The organism is Bacillus sp. FSL R9-9530, assembly GCF_038008145.1.
Taxonomy (GTDB): domain Bacteria; phylum Bacillota; class Bacilli; order Bacillales; family Bacillaceae_G; genus Bacillus_A; species Bacillus_A mycoides.
The window spans coordinates 356,461-373,297 of record NZ_JBBOYO010000001.1 but is presented as its reverse complement, the minus strand read 5'-3'; the positions used below and the strand labels follow the sequence as shown (position 1 = coordinate 373,297).

The window sequence follows — 16,837 nt, the reverse complement described above, 5'->3', positions numbered from 1 at the left end:
TCCCACATTAACTGACAATAAGTTTTCCACTTAGAGGTCTTTAAATATGCCGATGTTTTTTCATACTAAAGAGGGATGAGAAAATCTCATCCCTCTTTAAAATATACATTCAACAAATATTGTTGAATCCTTTTAGTTTGACACTTTAGACTCTTCGATTTTCGAACGAAGAACCATTTGCAAGATACCACCGTGACGGTAGTAGTCAATTTCAACTTCACTATCGAAACGAGCTACTACTTCAAATTGCTTCTCTTTTCCTTCTGCATCGATTGCAACTACTTTTACAAGATCGCGTGGTCTAACTGTTTTGTCAATTTGAATTTCAAATGACTCGTCACCAACAAGACCTAATGTTTCAGCACTGTCGCCATCTTTAAATTGTAATGGTAATACGCCCATTAACACTAAGTTACTGCGGTGAATACGCTCGAAGCTTTCTGCGATTACTGCTTTAATACCTAATAAGTTTGTACCTTTCGCAGCCCAGTCACGAGAACTTCCCATACCGTAGTCTTTACCAGCAACAACTAGAAGGCCTGTGCCATCTTCTTTATACTTCATAGCAGCATCATAGATAGATGTTACTTCACCAGTTGGCCAATATGTTGTATATCCGCCTTCTGTTCCTGGTGCGATTTGGTTTTTAATACGGATGTTTGCAAATGTACCACGCATCATAACTTCATGGTTACCACGACGAGAACCGTAAGAGTTAAAGTCGACTGGTTGTACGCCGTTTTCTAGTAAATAACGTCCAGCTGGCGTGTGCTTACCAATTGAACCTGCTGGTGAAATGTGGTCTGTCGTTACAGAATCACCAAATTTACCAACTATGCGTAAACCTGATAACGTTTCAACTTCACCCGGCTCTTTAGATAATCCTTCGAAGAACGGTGGGTTTTGAATGTATGTTGAATCATTATCCCAAGTATATAAAGCTTCATTTGAAGTTTGGATTTCATTCCAGCGCTCATTGCTGTTAAATACTTGCGCATATTCTTTTTTGAACAATTCAGATGTAACAACACTTTGAACTACATCTTCAATTTCTTTAGCTGCTGGCCAAATATCATTAAAGTAAACAGCATTACCATTTACATCTTTACCGATTTCATCATTTTTTAGGTCAATATCAACAGTACCTGCAAGTGCATATGCCACAACAAGTGGTGGTGATGCTAAGTAGTTTGCTTTTACAAGTGGATGAATACGACCTTCAAAGTTACGGTTACCAGATAAAACAGATGTTACTAATAAATCATTTGCTGCGATTGCTTCTTCTAATTCCTCTGCTAATGGACCAGAGTTACCGATACAAGTCGTACAGCCGTAACCAACTGTTTGGAAACCTAATTGATCTAAATACGTTGTTAAACCAGACTTATCTAAGTACTCTGTAACAACTTTAGATCCTGGTGCTAACGATGTTTTTACGTAACCAGGTACTTTAAGCCCTTTTTCAATTGCTTTCTTCGCAACTAACCCTGCTCCAATTAACACGTACGGATTTGACGTATTTGTACAGCTTGTAATTGCAGCGATTGCAATTCCACCTGTTTTCATCGTTACTTCTTGATCTTTCAATGTAACTTTCACTTCTTTATCAAACTCTTGCTCATTGAATCCAAGTCCTTGTGTTCCAACTGGTGCTACAACAGCTTTATGGAACTCCTCTTTCATATTTGAAAGCGGGATTAAATCTTGCGGACGTTTCGGTCCAGAAAGGTTAGATTCGATTGTATTTAAATCAATTTCAACAAGATCAGTATAGATTGGATCTTTACTATCTGCTGTATAGAATAAACCGTTTGCTTTACAATATTCTTCAACAACGCGAATTTGCTCTTCATCTCTACCTGTTAAACGTAAGTATTCTAATGAAATATCGTCGATTGGGAAGAATCCACAAGTTGCACCGTATTCTGGTGCCATATTTGAAATTGTTGCACGGTCAGCTAAAGGCATGCTCTTTAGTCCACTACCGAAGAACTCAACAAATTTACCAACTACACCTTTTTGACGTAACACTTGTGTTACTTTTAATGCAACATCAGTTGCTGTTGTACCACTTGGAAGTGTACCAGTTAATTTCACACCGATTACTTCAGGTACTGGGAAATATGAAGGCTGTCCAAGCATTCCTGCTTCTGCTTCAATACCACCAACGCCCCATCCAAGAACACCAATACCATTAATCATTGTTGTATGTGAGTCAGTTCCAACTAATGAATCTGGGTATGCAACTAAGTCACCTTCAGCATTTTTCACCGCATGAACAACCGGTGCTAAATATTCAAGATTTACTTGGTGTACAATACCTGTTGCTGGTGGAACTGCACGGTAGTTATCAAATGATTTCTGTGCCCAGCTTAAAAATTTATAACGTTCTTCATTACGTTTAAACTCTAAGTCCATGTTGAATGCAAGCGAGTCCGCTGTACCCGCTCTATCAACCTGTACAGAGTGGTCAATTACAAGGTCTACAGTAATTTCTGGATTAATTTTATCAGGATCTCCGCCCATATCTGCCATTGCTTTACGAAGCGAAGCCAAATCTACAACAGCTGGAACACCTGTGAAGTCTTGTAAGATTACGCGAGATGGTTTAAACGGAACATCGATATCTTGAACATCTTTCGTTCCCCATTTCGCTAAATTTGTAACATGTTCTTCTGTAATTACGCGTCCGTCTACTTGACGAAGTACAGATTCAAGTAAAACTTTCACGGAATATGGTAATTGAGATACGTTGCCAACCCCTGCGTTTTCAAGCGCTTTCAATTGATAATAATGATACGTCTTTCCATCTAGTTCAAAAGTTGCACGTGATTGAAATGGATTATGTTTGACCATTATGTTTCCCCCCTGTTAAACGTGACTAATTTGTCTGAATATAAAATGTAGACAAACTTTTCAATACCTTACGATAATATCTTATTACAACTTTCTAAATAAGTAAATAATAAGAAACTTATGGATTATCATAAGTTTTCTTTATCTTTCTAAATTTGAATAGTGTCCATGCTCTTTATTAATACTATTACTATAAAGTAAAGCACTCTTTCAGCGTTTTACTTTACGTTCATATATGCTATGAACGACTCATGGTTCGTCTATAAAAAACATTATAGAGGTGAGAAAAATGGGTAAAAGAAAAGCCAATCATATTATTTCAGGAATGAATGCTGCATCCGCCCAAGGGCAAGGAACTGGCTATAATGAAGAGTTCGCAAATGAACCTTTAACTCCGGCAGAGCGACAAAATAATAAGAAACGAAAAAAGAATCAGTAACGAAAAATCCCAAAAGGTATACCTTTTGGGATTTTCTCTAATGTTTATATCGTAACAACTCCGAAACTGTTACAAATCGATAACCCTGCTTTTTCAGTTCAGGTAAAATTTTTGCTAATGCCGCCACTGTTTGACTACGATCACTTCCTCCATCGTGCAACAGTACAATATCTCCACTTTTAGCATTTTTCACAACATGATTTACTATGGATTCTGTACCTGGATTCGCCCAATCACGAGGGTCTTGATGCCATGACCATAGAACAATTTGATACCCAGCTTTTTTTGCCGTAGTAAATACAGCATCATTAATATATCCACCTGGTGGACGGAACAATAAAGGTTCTTTCACCCATTTTTCAAAATATTTCTTTCCATTTAAAATATCATGTTCTAATTTTTCATCTGATGAATTACTAGCATACAAATGATTCATCGTATGATTTCCGATTTCATGCCCTTCTTTCAACACTTGCTTTACTAAGTACGGATTACGCTGAACTCGAAAGCCAATCATAAAAAAAGTCGCTTCCGCTTTATATTGACGTAATAACTCTAATACTTGCGGTGTATAAGTTGGGTCCGGTCCATCATCAAATGTAATTGCGATAATTTTTTCATTATTTGGCACTTCCCATGTTACATAGCCAGTTGGCTCTAGCTCTTTTCTTAACAACATTTTAGCTTCCACTTTGTCCACTTGAAATATATGTACTGCACAAATTAAAGAAAAAATTGATAGAATAATTTTTCGTTTCAGCATAGTAGCACTAAAAGTAATGAGGTTGTTGAATTCACAACAACCTTTTTCACTTTTCTATTTGATCTACATTTCGCATAATATTTTGGAGATTACTTTCATATTGCTCAAGTTGTGGACGCTGCGTTTCTGATGCTACTTCAAGTGCATTTTGAATCTGTTCGTACGCCTCTTGCACTTCTTGGCGTAACTCTTTTAAATCATGGCCGTAATTCGGGTCATTTTTCACAATATTATTGAATATATTTTCCGCTTGAACAACCCCTTGCTGCGCAGCCTGAAAAGCCTGTTGCTTATCTTTATGATATGGCATAACACTTTCCCCTTCCTATATGAGTTAGTCCTACTTATCTTTACCCGTTTCTCAAAAAACATTCTCGTATAAATTCGCAAACTTCTCTCATTCTAAATAGGGAGAGGAGGTGTAAAATACAATGGGTAAAAACAATAATCAATCTAATCGTCAAAACGAGAAAAAAGGGCAATCTTCTGGACAGCCCGAACCTTTAAGTGGATCTCACAAAGTTAAAAATCGTAATCATTCACGTCAAAAAAATCATGCACATCATGATATGTAAAGCAAAAGTATTCACACACACTGTATCTTTCACATAAAATGTTTATATTTTTCTATTTGTTCTTCACCTCTATTTCATTCATGCATAACATAGTATGAATTGAGATTTTACGGAGGGTGTCTTTCATGGGCAAGAAAAAGAAGGATTGTCTTTTTCATGTTGATGGTTTCGAAGAATGGATGGATCAATTTTGTTCTGATTCTTGTAGTAACTTTAGTTTTCCAAATCAAATTCATATTGACCTTTGTGAAACAGAGCAAGAATACATTTTGGAAACAGATGTACCAAATGCAACTGCACAAAATGTACTCATTAAAAAGATGGAGACAGGCCTAAACATTTGTATACTTTATAAAAACACTTCTTTACAGCGGATTGTTCCTTTACCTACTAATATCATTTATAACAAGATGCTAGCCTGTTTAGAGAATGGATATTTAGCCATTCATATTTCCAAAAACGAAGTTGCCAATAAGCATGAAGAGAAAGTCTTTTTTCGAATTAACGATTGATATAAATATAAGCCCGAGCAACATTTTAGTTTGCTCGGGCTCATGTTATTTCGCATGTATTTCTATTTTAGAATTTCTAATATATCTTTTTTTCATTAAACCTTTTGTCACTAAAAGAACTGGGAACGCTATGCTTGAAAATATAGCTAATGTTAAAAATACTATAAAGCCATTTTGATATCCATAATGATCGAGAAGTATCCCGCCAAACCAAGGACCAATTACTACTCCAATTCCTGAAAAGCCCATAGCTCCAAAATATGTCCCTTTCAAATGTGAAACAGCTATCTCATCAATAAATACATCTGTCATTGAAAACATTAATACTTCTCCGAATGTAAAAATAATTGTACATATAGCAGCCCCTAACATAGATTCTACTAGTCCAAATCCAAACAATCCCCCGCTCACAAATAACGTTCCAACCATAATAGATGCTAACGGCGTATATTTTTTACACATTTGAATAACAGGGTATTGAATAACTACTACTGTAATCGCATTTAAAGTTAGCATATATGAGAACAACTTTACTCCATCTTGAAATATATGTGCGTTTGCAAAATATTGAGATAGTGTCGTCGTTAAATGTGAAAAACCACTATTACTCAAAATGATTCCGACTAAAGCAACTAAAAATACTATGTCTTTTCGCAAAATCCGAACCGCACTTAACATTGTGACCGGATTTTCTGTAGTTACTTTCTTTTTATCAAGTGGATATTTCTTAAATTGAAACGCTAATATAACTGTATATAAAATGTACACTCCAGCGGCTACTAAAAAAGGAATCGTTGATTTTGCACTTCCAATCTGTAATCCAACAAGTGGACCCATCGCTACTCCAACATTTATTGCACCGTAACGCAAATTATATACGAGTAAACGATACTCTGGTTTCGTTAAATCTGATAATAAAGCTCTTGATGTCGGTTCAAAAAAAGAACGACATAATCCATTCAAAGCGTTTAATAGAAAGAAACTCAAAACATGATCTGCAACTGAAAATCCTATAAATACAAACACCCAAACAATCATGGACCATATTATAATCATCTTTCGACCAAATCGATCCGATAAATTGCCTCCAATAAAACTAGCAAACACTCCAACAAGCGCACTCGTTCCAATGATAGCACCGGTCATTCCAGCCGATACGTCTTTAACAGTCGTTAAATAAATCGCTAAAAAAGGAATGCTCATTGAAGTTGCAAACCTAGCAAATAATGTCCCTATAATGATACTCATTCCAAGTGGATGAATATTTTGTAACTTCCCCTTCATCTTTAAACCTACTCTCCCTTTTCTTACATAAAAAAAGAAAGCAAAGGATCTGCTTTCTTTTTCCTTTTTCTACACTTGAGATGTTTATACCCGAGCTGTTCTCGTTATTTCCATATCAATTCCGTATGTAAACTGTAGTTCTTTACAAACATCTTTAATTAAAATAGCTACATTATACTTTTCATTAAATTCTAAAACAATGCTTTCTACTTCTTCATATGTATACTTATATTCGCCAGTAATTACACTTTTTAAATCAAAGCATTCATTAATACAAAGCTGGACGAGTAATTGTTCATACTTCTCTATGACATCTTCTTTTTTCCAAAGTAACTCCTTTACATATAACCGATCAAATTTCACACTTTCTCGATTACAATCCGTTAAAATCCGGGTCATCTCATTTAATTCTCGATATAATTCGGAAATATTTCTGCTTAAACTAAGCAACTTATCTACGCCGTTTTCATATGGCATTTTCATTCCCCCCCCGCATTTTCTTCTTATTATAGCAAGAAAATTCTAAAAAAAGTTTCTTTCTTCTGAAATATTAGGAAACTAATTTCAATTGCTTTACAATGAAACTAGCTAACACGAAAGGGGAAAGAAAATTGGAGAAAAAATTATATTACATCGACGCTTATAAGAAAGACTTTACTACTAAAGTTATAAAACAAGAGCATGATACAGAAGGAAACTTATATGTTGTCTTAAATGAAACTGCATTTTATCCAACAGGCGGCGGACAACCACATGACACTGGAACTTTAAATGGTATTCCGGTAAGTAACGTTGAAGAAGTAAATGGAGAAATTCGTCATTTCATAATAGAACAATTACATACAGAAGAAGTAGAGGGTAAAATAGATTGGGAGCGCCGTTTTGACCATATGCAACAACATACGGCTCAGCACATTTTATCCGCTGCTTTTTGGGATCACTTTAACATACCGACGATCGGGTTCCATCTTGGAAAAGAAACTATAACCATTGATTTAGAAACTGCCAATCTTTCTACAGAAACTGTTGAGAAGGCCGCACAAATTGCTAATCAAATTGTTTTTGAAAACCACCCTATTCGTATTAAATGGATGAACTTAGAAGAGGCCAAAGCATTACCCCTTCGCAAAGAACCAACTATGACAGAAAATATACGCGTTGTTATTATCGCAAATTATGATTACAACGGCTGTGGCGGAACGCATCCGAAACACACTGGTGAAGTAGGCCCTATTCAAGTACTAGGATGGGAGCGCAATAAAGGTGGTATACGCTTAACATTTATTGCTGGTTGGCGTTCTCTTAAATTAATGGGACAACATCAACAAATATTAACAGATGTTTCTAAGCAATTGAACAGTAGCGACACTGATATTCCAGCAAAAGTAGCACAACTTCTTACCTCTCAAAAAGAAAACGAAAAGGCAGTACAAGCAATGAATGAAAAACTATTATTTGTAGAAGCAAATGAACTATTACAACAACCTGCAGAAATATACGCTGGAACACTTATCTCTCGAGCATTTACAAATCGCTCTATGCAAGAAGTCGCAAAACTAGCTGCTATTATTACGGAACAACAAGAACATGCAATTACATACTTCGTTATTGAAAATGAGGACAAATTACAATGTATTCTCGCTTGTGGTAAAGCAGTGACACTCGATATGAATGCTCTTTTAAAAGATTCCCTTCCTACAATTGAAGGCAAAGGCGGAGGCAATAAAAAGAGTGCTCGTGGTGGTGGAAAAGCGATTATGAGTGGGGATGAGTTTTTAAATCAACTTGTTTCTTCTTTACAGTCAGCAGTGTAAAACATGTTTATGAAGGGTAGCTAACGGCTATCCTTCAATTATTTACAGGCCTATATTTTGTTTCAAGCCTTGATAACTCCCTGCACTTGCAAAACCTTCACTTATAAGAGTTATAAAAGTTTCCGAAAAACCATAATGACTTAAGTCTTTAATCGGTACCATTTGCACATCATGAATCGGATTATGGTCAAACTCGTTAGAAGGTAGCGTAATTTCACCTTCAATCCTCTCAAGCAGAAACGTAATATGCAATAAAGATGGGATAGCATCTGGTTTATCACAAACATAGAGTAGTCTCTTAATTTTAACTTCTAATCCGGTTTCTTCTCTCATTTCTCGAATCATCGCTTCTTCTAACGTTTCACCGTTCTCTACTCTTCCTCCAGGTAAAGACCAATTGCGATTAGCGACTCTTTGTTTTACTAACAATACTTTTTCATCTTCAATTAAAATTCCAGTAACACGAACTTGCATTACATTTTCCATATGTAATCTCCTCTTCCCATTAAATTTATAAATTAATCCTTCCACACAAAGAACATACGTTTTATAATTAAAGAAAATTATGGAAGAAAGAAGTTGTTATATGCATGCACCCACCTTTAACAAAGTCTATATCTCTTGAAGATTTCCAAAACTATTATTGGTTAAAAACAGAACTGCAAACATTTTGTCGTGAGCATGATTTACCAGCTAGTGGCTCTAAGATTGAAATAAGCGGGCGTATCTCACATTATTTAACTACGGGTAAAGTATTAAAAAACAGTTCTCATCAAAAAGTGAGTAAAGCTTCCCTCTCTTATAAAGATCTTTCTCTTCAAACAATTATTACTGAAAATCACCGCTGTAGTGAAGATGTGCGTGCTTTTTTCAAAGAAAAAATTGGAGCAAACTTTCGCTTTACAGTAGCTCTTCAAAAGTTTTTTAAAGAGAATATTGGAAAAACATATGAAGACGCGATAACGTTTTGGTATGAAGAAAACGAACGAAAAAAAGATCCTACATACAAAACAACTATCAGCGCGCAGTTTGAATACAATCGTTTCACTCGCGACTTTTTCGAAGATCCAAATAACAAAGGGAAATCAAAAGCTGATGCTATCGCTGCTTGGAATGAAATAAAAGCAAAACCTGGTAGTAATGCTTATATTCCTCAAAAAGTAGAAAACTAGTCCCTTTCTAGTTTTCTACTTTCTCAAATAATAGCGCAAGCCCTATTCCACCACCAATTCCTAACGTCGTAATTCCATATTTCATATGCTCTCTTTTAGCCTGATAAAACAAGCGCGTTACAAGCATAGCTCCAGATGCACCGTACGGATGACCGAGCGCAATTGCTCCACCATTTACATTTAATTTTCCAAAAGGAATTTGTAACTCCTTTGCACAAGCAACAATTTTTGAAGCAAATGCTTCATTTATTTCAAAATAATCGATGTCCTCTACTTTCATATTCATTTCGTTTAATAATTTGTTCACCGCAAATATCGGACCAGTCCCTGGAAGATTGGGATCCACGCCAACTACAGCACTACGAACGAAACGAAGTACAGGCTTGTATCCTAATTTTCGGGCTTGCCCCTCTTCCATTACAAGAACAGCACATGCTCCATCATTTACACCGCACGAATTACCTGCCGTTACTGTACCATTTTTCAAAAATGCGGGCTTTGTTCTTTTAATCATTCTTTCATAATTCATTTCTCGTTTTATAGATTCATCTAATAATCCATTAAAATAATGAGGTAATATCTCTTCTTGTATATATCCTTTTTCTAATGCTTGCAGCGTTCTTTTATAGCTAAGACAAGCATATTCATCTTGCATCTCTTTTGTTATGTTATATTGCTCTGCAACATACTCAGCCGCTAATCCCATATCTGGATCACCAATTGTTTCTGGTGAAAATCGCGCTCTATTTTGAAAAGGTGATGTACTTGTACTCTCTACTCCTCCTGCAATATAACAATTACCTGCGCCGCCTTGAATGAAATGACATGCGGTGCGAATCGCTTCCAATCCAGCGCCGCATTGCCTATCAATCGTTACACCAGGAATATGATAACCAAGTCCTGCCGCTAAAGCAGATAATCTTGCAACATTCCCTCCCGGTCCAACAATATTCCCTAATATGACATCGTCTATTTCTCTCTCAATTCCTTTACTTAAAAACGTAAGAAGCGGCGTTACTAATTGCTGAACTTCATAATCTTTCAACATCCCATTTTTCTTACCAATAGGTGTTCTTTTCGCTTCTACAATAACCGCTCTATTCATATATCTTTTCCCGGTTTTCAATCATATTTTTTGCTGCATTGCGAGCTATTTTCCCGCTATTTGTATAAGGTATTTCATCAACAAAGTACCATTCTTTCGGTATTTTAAAAGATGATAATCGTTGTAAGCAAAAACTCTTTAATTGTTGCTTTGTAGCACTTCCTTTTACGATAGCGACAGGCTTTTCACCCCAGTAACTATCTTCTACACCAACCACAACTATTTCTTCAACAGCTGGATGTGTCTGTAATACCCTTTCTATTTCTTCTGGAAAAATATTGATTCCTCCAAATAAAATCATATTCTTCTCTCTACCAACAATATATATAAAGCCTTCTTCATCTTGGTAGCCCACATCCTGCACTGTCATCCAGCCACCTTCGGACAATTGCGGGATTATAGCTCCATCCGATACATAGCCCATAAAAAATTGATCACTTTTCACATACACAGTTCCTATCTCACCTGTCTGTACTTCTTCTCCTGCTTCATTACATATTCGAACTTGTACATTATGACAAGGCTTCCCTACTGAATTTGGCCTTCTATCGCTCTCTTCATCAACAAGTGCTGTTACAAAACTTAGTTCCGATGCACCGTAAAATTCATATTTTTGCGCATAAGGAAATATACTCTTTATTTTTTCTTTCGCTTCAGCTTCCCATTTTGCTCCTGACGAAATAATTTTCATCCCATTTTCTATTACTCTATTTTCTTTATATAAAGATTCTAGCATTGTCGGAACTGTATACATGACCGAAATATTTTCTGTTTCTAACTTATCCAGTACTTGATCTGGAATAAACTTTCTCATAATATGCACCGTTTGCCCTACATATAATGCACTTATTGCGCCGTATAAGAAAAGAGAATGAACGAGCGTCCCAGCTATTAAAATAGAATCTTCTTTTTTCATATGAAAGTCATGTATATTGCAATCAAAACTATGAACCCACGATTGTTGTGCACGTAAAAATGCTTTTGCCTTCCCAGTCGATCCTGATGTAAATCCCATATAAAACGGAGCATTTTGTACACTTTCTACAGGATTATATGTAGGAAGATAGTTCTCTATCATTCTTTTCCACTCATCAATTTCAATTACTCTTCCTTCTTCATCCGGTAGATCATTTACCTTATATCGCTCTGTCACAATCACATCCGGATTACTAATTGCAATTCTTTCTTTGAGCTCACCCTCTTTCCACTTTATATCTAACGGCACACAAACCCATCCAGCCATCGCGGAACCCGCAAATAGTTGTAAAAACTCCATACTATTTTCTAATACAATTGCTATCGTTTTATTCTGCGATTCTTTTTCATTCAACCAGTTTTCTACTTTACATACTGACTCAAACCATTCTTTATATGTTAATACTCGATCATTTTCCTTTATTGCTATTTTATTTGTTTGTAAAGAGGCATACTTTTTATATTCTTTTGTAATCCCCATTTGAGACGTCCTTTCTTTACAAAATAATAAAAAGAAACACGCAATAAACGTGTTTCTTCTCTTTCTTATCCCGCATTTGTATATTTCCCACTCTTGAGAGCAGGCGTAATAATATGTTTCAATGAACGATGTAATTTCGTTACAAGAATTGCTGCTATAATCGCTTTTATACAATCACCTGGTAAAAATACGGCACTTACTTTCATCGTCTGCCATATAGAAACATCCATAAAGAAAGCTTGTACAATAATACCAAATACATAAACTACGAAAATACCACCAATTATATTAATACATAATACCTTTATTATAGAAACTTCACGTAAACGCTCAATTAAATAACCAATGACAAACGCTCCAACGATATAACCAAGTAAATATCCTGCACTTGGCCCAACAAATACGCCTGGACCACCGCGTCCACCAGCAAGTAATGGTGCTCCAACTCCAACTATAAGTAAGAAAATAAGCTGACTTAACGCACCAAGACGTGATCCTAACAATCCACCAGCAAGCATAACACCGAGTGATTGTAATGTAATCGGAACTGGTGTAATAGCAAGAGCAATTGGGGGTATTAATCCTAACACTCCCATAATAGAACTAAATAAAGCGACGAAAACTAAGTTTTTTGTATTCATATTTGCTTCTCCTATTTGTAAACTTAAAATGATTTTTAGGTAACATATTATAGGAGTTATATTATCTTTTCACTAGCTTTTTGTCAACTTATTTTTAATATCGGTTTACAAATATAAATTCAATTATTTCTCTTTATGCAAATGCTCAAGTTCTTTTCGAAGTGCCTGTTTTAAAAACTTCCCAACAGATGTTTTCGGTATTTCTTCCATAAATACAATATCATCTGGTAACCACCACTTCGCAAACTGCGGTTTTAAAAACTCATATATTTCGTCTTTTGTAACCGTACTATTTTTCTTTTGAACAACGCAGGCAACTGGGCGTTCTTGCCACTGCGGATGAGGAATTGCAACGACAGCCGCTTCAAATATAGCATCATGTGCCATTAAAGCATTTTCAAGATCCACTGAAGAAATCCATTCTCCCCCGCTTTTAATAACATCTTTCGTACGATCAACAATTTTCACGCAGCCTTCCTCATCAACTGTAACAACATCACCAGTATATAACCAACCGTCTCGGAATCCTTCGACAGTACGATCATCGTTATAATAGCTTTCAGCGATCCAAGGTGCTCGTAAACATAACTCTCCCATCTCAGTACCATCCCACTTCACTTCACCATTTGTACCGACTACTTTCATCTCTACACCAGGGACAAGATATCCTTGTTTTGAGCGGATTTCTAATTGCTCTTCATATGATAATTCTGTTTCATAACTTTTTAAACGTGCAAGTGTTACGAGTGGGCTTGTTTCAGTCATACCATATGCATGTACGAAAGGAACATTATATTTTTGCTCAAATGCTTTAATAACGCTTTTCGGTGCAGCTGCACCACCGCATAATATTCTCGTTATACTAGATAAATCGTAACTATTATTTTCTAACTCTTGTAATACACCGAGCCAAATTGTCGGCACACCTGCTGCTATCGTTACTTTTTCAGCTTGAATCATCTCTAATAAAATTTTTGGAGTAAACATTGGTCCTGGCAGAACTTGTTTAGTTCCAAACCAAGTAGCTGCAAAAGGAAGCCCCCAAGCGTTCACATGGAACATCGGTACAATTGCCATCGCCGCATCACTTTCCGATAAAGCAGCTGTATCCGCTAAACCGAGTGCCATACAATGCAATACAGTACTACGATGCGTATATACAACACCTTTTGGGTTTCCTGTAGTCGCTGACGTATAACACATACCAGCAGGTGTATTTTCATCAATATCTTTTACAAATTGGAAAGTTGGATCGCCTTCTTCTAATAGCTTTTCATAATGATATACAGGTTCTAGCGTAGTATTGGGAAGTTCATCTTTATCAGTCATAATAATGTAGGCTTGTACAGTTGATAATTGTGATTGAATATTTTCAACAAGTGGTACGAGATCTTCATCTATCAGTAGAATTCGATCTTCTGCGTGCTGAATAATGTATGAAATATGTTGAGGAGATAAACGAATATTAATTGTGTGTAAAACGGAAGCAATACCAGGAATAGCAAAATATGCTTCCACATGCCGATGATGATTCCACGCTAACGTTCCTATACGCTCGCCTTCTTTAATTCCTAATTTTTTTAACGCACTAGAAAGCCTTCTCGTCCTTTCACCTAACTGCTTATACGTTAACGTCGTAACTGTATCTTGTGTCCGTGAAACAATTTCTTTCTTTGAAAACAGTTTTTCTGCTCTTTCCATCATAGAACTAATTGTTAGCGGTACATTCATCATCATATTGGTTACATCCCCCTTTAAAGCGTTTTCATTTTTTGTTTATTATAACAGACTTCCACAAATAATTACGATATTTTTCTGTATTTTCTGAATTATTTCTTTGGAAATAATTCAGAAAATACTAAGAGAAAATATATTAAAATTCCTTCTTACGATATATAAATACCGAAATGAAATAAGAAAAGATATATATGATAACGCCAAATATTGTATATAGAATTGAAACGTATACAGATGAATTTAAATTTGATATTGGAAATTGTTCTATTAGATATCCAATTACACTTTGTAATCCAAAATAAGTAGCAAGTCCCCCACATGCGCCTCCAATTGTAATAGCATCAGATTTTTCTGCTCCAAAAACATAGAGAAGCGGATAAGCTATTGCTCCGGCATTAAGAATGATGAACGTCCCTAAAGAAACACTCTTAAATATACCATCATCAATTGGTGTATCTGAAACTAAACCATGTACATAAAATATGCCATACGATAATAAAGTACCAATAATTACAACTAAAAAATAGAAAAGATAGTGACTTTGTACAATATTATTTCTAGTAACCGGTAAAGTAAGTACATATTTTTCATACCCCGACTTACTCTCATATTTAATAACTTCAAGTGCAGGAATCGCAGCAAATAAGATAATGAACGTAGCAATTAAACGGTACATTGAAGCATTACCAAAATAAAAAACAAATCCCGCTCCTAATATCGCTATTCCCATGAACATAAAGAAAGTTCGATACACTAGATAATAGTTTGTCAATAATAAACCTTTCATTTATTTTTCACTCCTCGTTAATAAAACACTTATTTCTTCTATCGAAATGGTTCTATGAGCAATCCCACTTGGTAATTTATGCACATCTGATACAAGTACATTGAAATAAGAACCATTATTCCTTTTCACCACAACTATATCTTTGTTGATTAAAGTTAGTTGTTCCTCATCAACATCTACAATGGCATAATTGTCCAAAACCTTATCCTTTTCTTCATTCAATAAAATTTCTCCATCTTTTATCACAATAAGGTGACTAGCTATTTTTTCTACATCACTCATAATATGTGAAGAAAGTAATATACCACCATTACTTTTATTCACAAAACTTTTTAATTCCTCTAATACCTCCTCCCTAGATGAAGGATCAAGACCTCCCGTCGCTTCATCTAGGATTAATAATTTTGCATTATGCGATAATGCAACAGCTATAGATAGTTTCATCGACATTCCACGGGAAAATCTACCTACTTTTTCATTAGTAGGTAAAGAGAAAGAATGAACTAATCGGTAAAAATTTTCTCTATCCCAAGATTCAAACATCTTTTCAAAAACCTTATTTAGTTGTTTTATTGTAAGATGAGCCGGTAGATTCATAGCATCAAATACGACTCCAATCTTTCCCTTAATCTTGGCATCTTTATTTATATTTTCTTCACCTAATATTTTTACTGTACCGCTATCTTTAGAAATTAATTCTAATACTGTTTTAAATGTTGTTGATTTACCTGCCCCATTGTCACCAATGAATCCCACTATTGACCCTGATGGCACATTGAATGTAACATCTTTTAAAACAACTTTGCTTCCAAATGATTTACTTAAATTTTTAATTTCTAGAATGTTTGACATCATTTCACTCCCATCTTAACTTTTAATAAAATAGATTTTCTCCTATTAAAAATTATCCACTTTATCTCTCACTTTCTTTTTTAGTTTAAAAATAATACGATTGCTATATTCTTTATTCTCTACTAAAATTCGATACATCTCCCACACTCCTACAACACGAACAAAAAGATAGACTCCAATAGCAATAAGTACAACACAGTACGGATAATACTGCACTAATTCTCCTGAAGTGATATGCTTTTTCTCAAATAAAAATGGTATCGCTCCTGCTGCTATAAAACAAAATCCAACGATCATTACTGCAGCATACTTCTTCTTAATTACTTCATATCTTTTTGTCAATTCTTTTAGAAAGTTTTGATCAAATAGTAATTCTTCTTTTTTTAATACATTGTATCGACTCTCTTCTATCGTTACAGGTACCATCATCGCTCCAATTCCAAGGACAGCAATGATAATGACAAGGAATGTAGACATTGTTGCATTTTCTTTAAATAATAAATACGGTATTGTAGATAAAATAAGCAAGCTAAATCCTAATGCGATATATTTAGAAATTTTTTGCCCATACACTATATACCCTTCCGCCATTTCCTTACTTACATAATAACCATTTTCCTTTTCATTACTTTGCTCAGCAGTTTCTTTTAATAAATAATCAAGAGATACTTCAAATACATTTCCAATCATTATTAGTTTTTCGGTTTCAGGAAAACCTTGACCATTTTCCCATTTACTAACCGCTTGTCTTGTTGTGTTTAATTTCTCAGCTAACGCTTCTTGAGAAAGGCCTTTTTCCTTTCTTAATTTAAAAAGCTTCTCACCAAATTCCATATGTGTGTCC

18 protein-coding genes are annotated in these 16,837 nt (G+C 35.3%); 5 read left to right on the top strand and 13 right to left on the bottom strand.

The window, feature by feature from the left end; translation table 11 throughout:
• Positions 1–132: 132 nt before the first annotated feature.
• A complete protein-coding gene (gene acnA, locus MKX66_RS01775; RefSeq protein ID WP_016100845.1) occupies positions 133–2,856 on the bottom strand; it encodes an aconitate hydratase AcnA in 2,724 nt (907 codons plus the stop codon).
• Positions 2,857–3,145: 289 nt separating this feature from the next.
• Between acnA and sspO the strand changes: the two genes are divergently transcribed.
• Positions 3,146–3,295, top strand: a complete 150-nt coding sequence (sspO, locus tag MKX66_RS01770) for a small acid-soluble spore protein O (protein WP_002033549.1) — start codon at positions 3,146–3,148, stop codon at positions 3,293–3,295.
• Positions 3,296–3,332: 37 nt separating this feature from the next.
• Here the strand turns inward: sspO and pdaB are convergent, their stop codons facing one another.
• Entirely contained in the window at positions 3,333–4,058 is a 726-nt protein-coding gene (gene pdaB, locus MKX66_RS01765) for a polysaccharide deacetylase family sporulation protein PdaB (protein ID WP_002066634.1), read from the bottom strand.
• Positions 4,059–4,104: 46 nt separating this feature from the next.
• On the bottom strand, positions 4,105–4,368 hold the full coding sequence (locus tag MKX66_RS01760) for a hypothetical protein (RefSeq protein ID WP_002014282.1): 264 nt from the start codon (positions 4,366–4,368) through the stop codon (positions 4,105–4,107).
• A gap of 121 nt (positions 4,369–4,489) precedes the next feature.
• Between MKX66_RS01760 and MKX66_RS01755 the strand changes: the two genes are divergently transcribed.
• Together MKX66_RS01755 and MKX66_RS01750 are read left to right on the top strand one after the other, a co-directional pair.
• Entirely contained in the window at positions 4,490–4,633 is a 144-nt protein-coding gene (locus MKX66_RS01755) for a small acid-soluble spore protein P (RefSeq protein ID WP_002014281.1), read from the top strand.
• Between the two features lie 125 nt (positions 4,634–4,758).
• A complete protein-coding gene (locus MKX66_RS01750; protein ID WP_002033545.1) occupies positions 4,759–5,145 on the top strand; it encodes an Hsp20/alpha crystallin family protein in 387 nt (128 codons plus the stop codon).
• A gap of 45 nt (positions 5,146–5,190) precedes the next feature.
• Here MKX66_RS01750 and MKX66_RS01745 read toward each other — a convergent pair whose 3' ends face one another.
• Entirely contained in the window at positions 5,191–6,429 is a 1,239-nt protein-coding gene (locus MKX66_RS01745; protein WP_078176074.1) for an MDR family MFS transporter, read from the bottom strand.
• An 84-nt stretch (positions 6,430–6,513) separates the two neighbouring features.
• The gene (locus MKX66_RS01740) at positions 6,514–6,906 is read right to left on the bottom strand and encodes a hypothetical protein (protein ID WP_002137716.1); all 393 of its coding nucleotides are present in this window, start codon (positions 6,904–6,906) and stop codon (positions 6,514–6,516) included.
• Between the two features lie 134 nt (positions 6,907–7,040).
• Here MKX66_RS01740 and MKX66_RS01735 point away from each other — a divergent pair, with 134 nt between their 5' ends.
• Positions 7,041–8,243: an alanyl-tRNA editing protein gene (locus tag MKX66_RS01735; protein ID WP_215590051.1), complete on the top strand. Its 1,203-nt coding sequence runs from the start codon at positions 7,041–7,043 to the stop codon at positions 8,241–8,243.
• Positions 8,244–8,285: 42 nt separating this feature from the next.
• Here MKX66_RS01735 and MKX66_RS01730 read toward each other — a convergent pair whose 3' ends face one another.
• Positions 8,286–8,729, bottom strand: coding sequence for an NUDIX hydrolase (locus MKX66_RS01730; protein ID WP_088039948.1), 444 nt, complete (start codon positions 8,727–8,729; stop codon positions 8,286–8,288).
• Positions 8,730–8,833: 104 nt separating this feature from the next.
• Here MKX66_RS01730 and MKX66_RS01725 point away from each other — a divergent pair, with 104 nt between their 5' ends.
• Positions 8,834–9,415 (top strand): DUF6434 domain-containing protein, encoded by a 582-nt coding sequence (locus MKX66_RS01725; protein WP_088039949.1) that lies wholly within the window; start codon positions 8,834–8,836, stop codon positions 9,413–9,415.
• A 7-nt stretch (positions 9,416–9,422) separates the two neighbouring features.
• Here the strand turns inward: MKX66_RS01725 and MKX66_RS01720 are convergent, their stop codons facing one another.
• The 7 genes from MKX66_RS01720 to MKX66_RS01690 all read right to left on the bottom strand — a co-directional run bounded on the left by MKX66_RS01720 (position 9,423) and on the right by MKX66_RS01690 (position 16,827).
• Positions 9,423–10,520 (bottom strand): acetyl-CoA C-acyltransferase, encoded by a 1,098-nt coding sequence (locus MKX66_RS01720; RefSeq protein WP_088039950.1) that lies wholly within the window; start codon positions 10,518–10,520, stop codon positions 9,423–9,425.
• A complete protein-coding gene (locus tag MKX66_RS01715; protein ID WP_215590052.1) occupies positions 10,513–11,976 on the bottom strand; it encodes an acyl-CoA synthetase in 1,464 nt (487 codons plus the stop codon). The genes MKX66_RS01720 and MKX66_RS01715 overlap by 8 nt, the downstream gene beginning before the upstream one ends.
• A 65-nt stretch (positions 11,977–12,041) precedes the next feature.
• On the bottom strand, positions 12,042–12,617 hold the full coding sequence (locus MKX66_RS01710; RefSeq protein WP_001093321.1) for a biotin transporter BioY: 576 nt from the start codon (positions 12,615–12,617) through the stop codon (positions 12,042–12,044).
• 123 nt (positions 12,618–12,740) lie between these two features.
• The gene (locus tag MKX66_RS01705; protein WP_215590053.1) at positions 12,741–14,354 is read right to left on the bottom strand and encodes a long-chain fatty acid--CoA ligase; all 1,614 of its coding nucleotides are present in this window, start codon (positions 14,352–14,354) and stop codon (positions 12,741–12,743) included.
• A 136-nt stretch (positions 14,355–14,490) separates the two neighbouring features.
• The gene (locus MKX66_RS01700) at positions 14,491–15,141 is read right to left on the bottom strand and encodes an ABC-2 transporter permease (RefSeq protein WP_061676008.1); all 651 of its coding nucleotides are present in this window, start codon (positions 15,139–15,141) and stop codon (positions 14,491–14,493) included.
• Positions 15,142–15,993, bottom strand: a complete 852-nt coding sequence (locus tag MKX66_RS01695; RefSeq protein ID WP_098636308.1) for an ABC transporter ATP-binding protein — start codon at positions 15,991–15,993, stop codon at positions 15,142–15,144.
• Positions 15,994–16,038: 45 nt separating this feature from the next.
• A complete protein-coding gene (locus tag MKX66_RS01690) occupies positions 16,039–16,827 on the bottom strand; it encodes a helix-turn-helix domain-containing protein (RefSeq protein ID WP_286676693.1) in 789 nt (262 codons plus the stop codon).
• Positions 16,828–16,837 lie beyond the last annotated feature (10 nt).

Bases quoted from the DNA above. Each gene is read 5' to 3' on its own strand.
- MKX66_RS01760 (WP_002014282.1), bottom strand. From the start codon at position 4,368: ATGCCATATCATAAAGATAAGCAACAGGCTTTTCAGGCTGCGCAGCAA.
- MKX66_RS01740 (WP_002137716.1), bottom strand. From the start codon at position 6,906: ATGCCATATGAAAACGGCGTAGATAAGTTGCTTAGTTTAAGCAGAAAT.
- MKX66_RS01750 (WP_002033545.1), top strand. From the start codon at position 4,759: ATGGGCAAGAAAAAGAAGGATTGTCTTTTTCATGTTGATGGTTTCGAA.
- MKX66_RS01695 (WP_098636308.1), bottom strand. From the start codon at position 15,993: ATGTCAAACATTCTAGAAATTAAAAATTTAAGTAAATCATTTGGAAGC.
- acnA (WP_016100845.1), bottom strand. From the start codon at position 2,856: ATGGTCAAACATAATCCATTTCAATCACGTGCAACTTTTGAACTAGAT.
- MKX66_RS01755 (WP_002014281.1), top strand. From the start codon at position 4,490: ATGGGTAAAAACAATAATCAATCTAATCGTCAAAACGAGAAAAAAGGG.
- MKX66_RS01730 (WP_088039948.1), bottom strand. From the start codon at position 8,729: ATGGAAAATGTAATGCAAGTTCGTGTTACTGGAATTTTAATTGAAGAT.
- pdaB (WP_002066634.1), bottom strand. From the start codon at position 4,058: ATGCTGAAACGAAAAATTATTCTATCAATTTTTTCTTTAATTTGTGCA.
- MKX66_RS01700 (WP_061676008.1), bottom strand. From the start codon at position 15,141: ATGAAAGGTTTATTATTGACAAACTATTATCTAGTGTATCGAACTTTC.
- MKX66_RS01705 (WP_215590053.1), bottom strand. From the start codon at position 14,354: ATGATGATGAATGTACCGCTAACAATTAGTTCTATGATGGAAAGAGCA.
- MKX66_RS01710 (WP_001093321.1), bottom strand. From the start codon at position 12,617: ATGAATACAAAAAACTTAGTTTTCGTCGCTTTATTTAGTTCTATTATG.
- MKX66_RS01725 (WP_088039949.1), top strand. From the start codon at position 8,834: ATGCACCCACCTTTAACAAAGTCTATATCTCTTGAAGATTTCCAAAAC.
- MKX66_RS01720 (WP_088039950.1), bottom strand. From the start codon at position 10,520: ATGAATAGAGCGGTTATTGTAGAAGCGAAAAGAACACCTATTGGTAAG.
- sspO (WP_002033549.1), top strand. From the start codon at position 3,146: ATGGGTAAAAGAAAAGCCAATCATATTATTTCAGGAATGAATGCTGCA.
- MKX66_RS01745 (WP_078176074.1), bottom strand. From the start codon at position 6,429: ATGAAGGGGAAGTTACAAAATATTCATCCACTTGGAATGAGTATCATT.
- MKX66_RS01715 (WP_215590052.1), bottom strand. From the start codon at position 11,976: ATGGGGATTACAAAAGAATATAAAAAGTATGCCTCTTTACAAACAAAT.
- MKX66_RS01690 (WP_286676693.1), bottom strand. From the start codon at position 16,827: ATGGAATTTGGTGAGAAGCTTTTTAAATTAAGAAAGGAAAAAGGCCTT.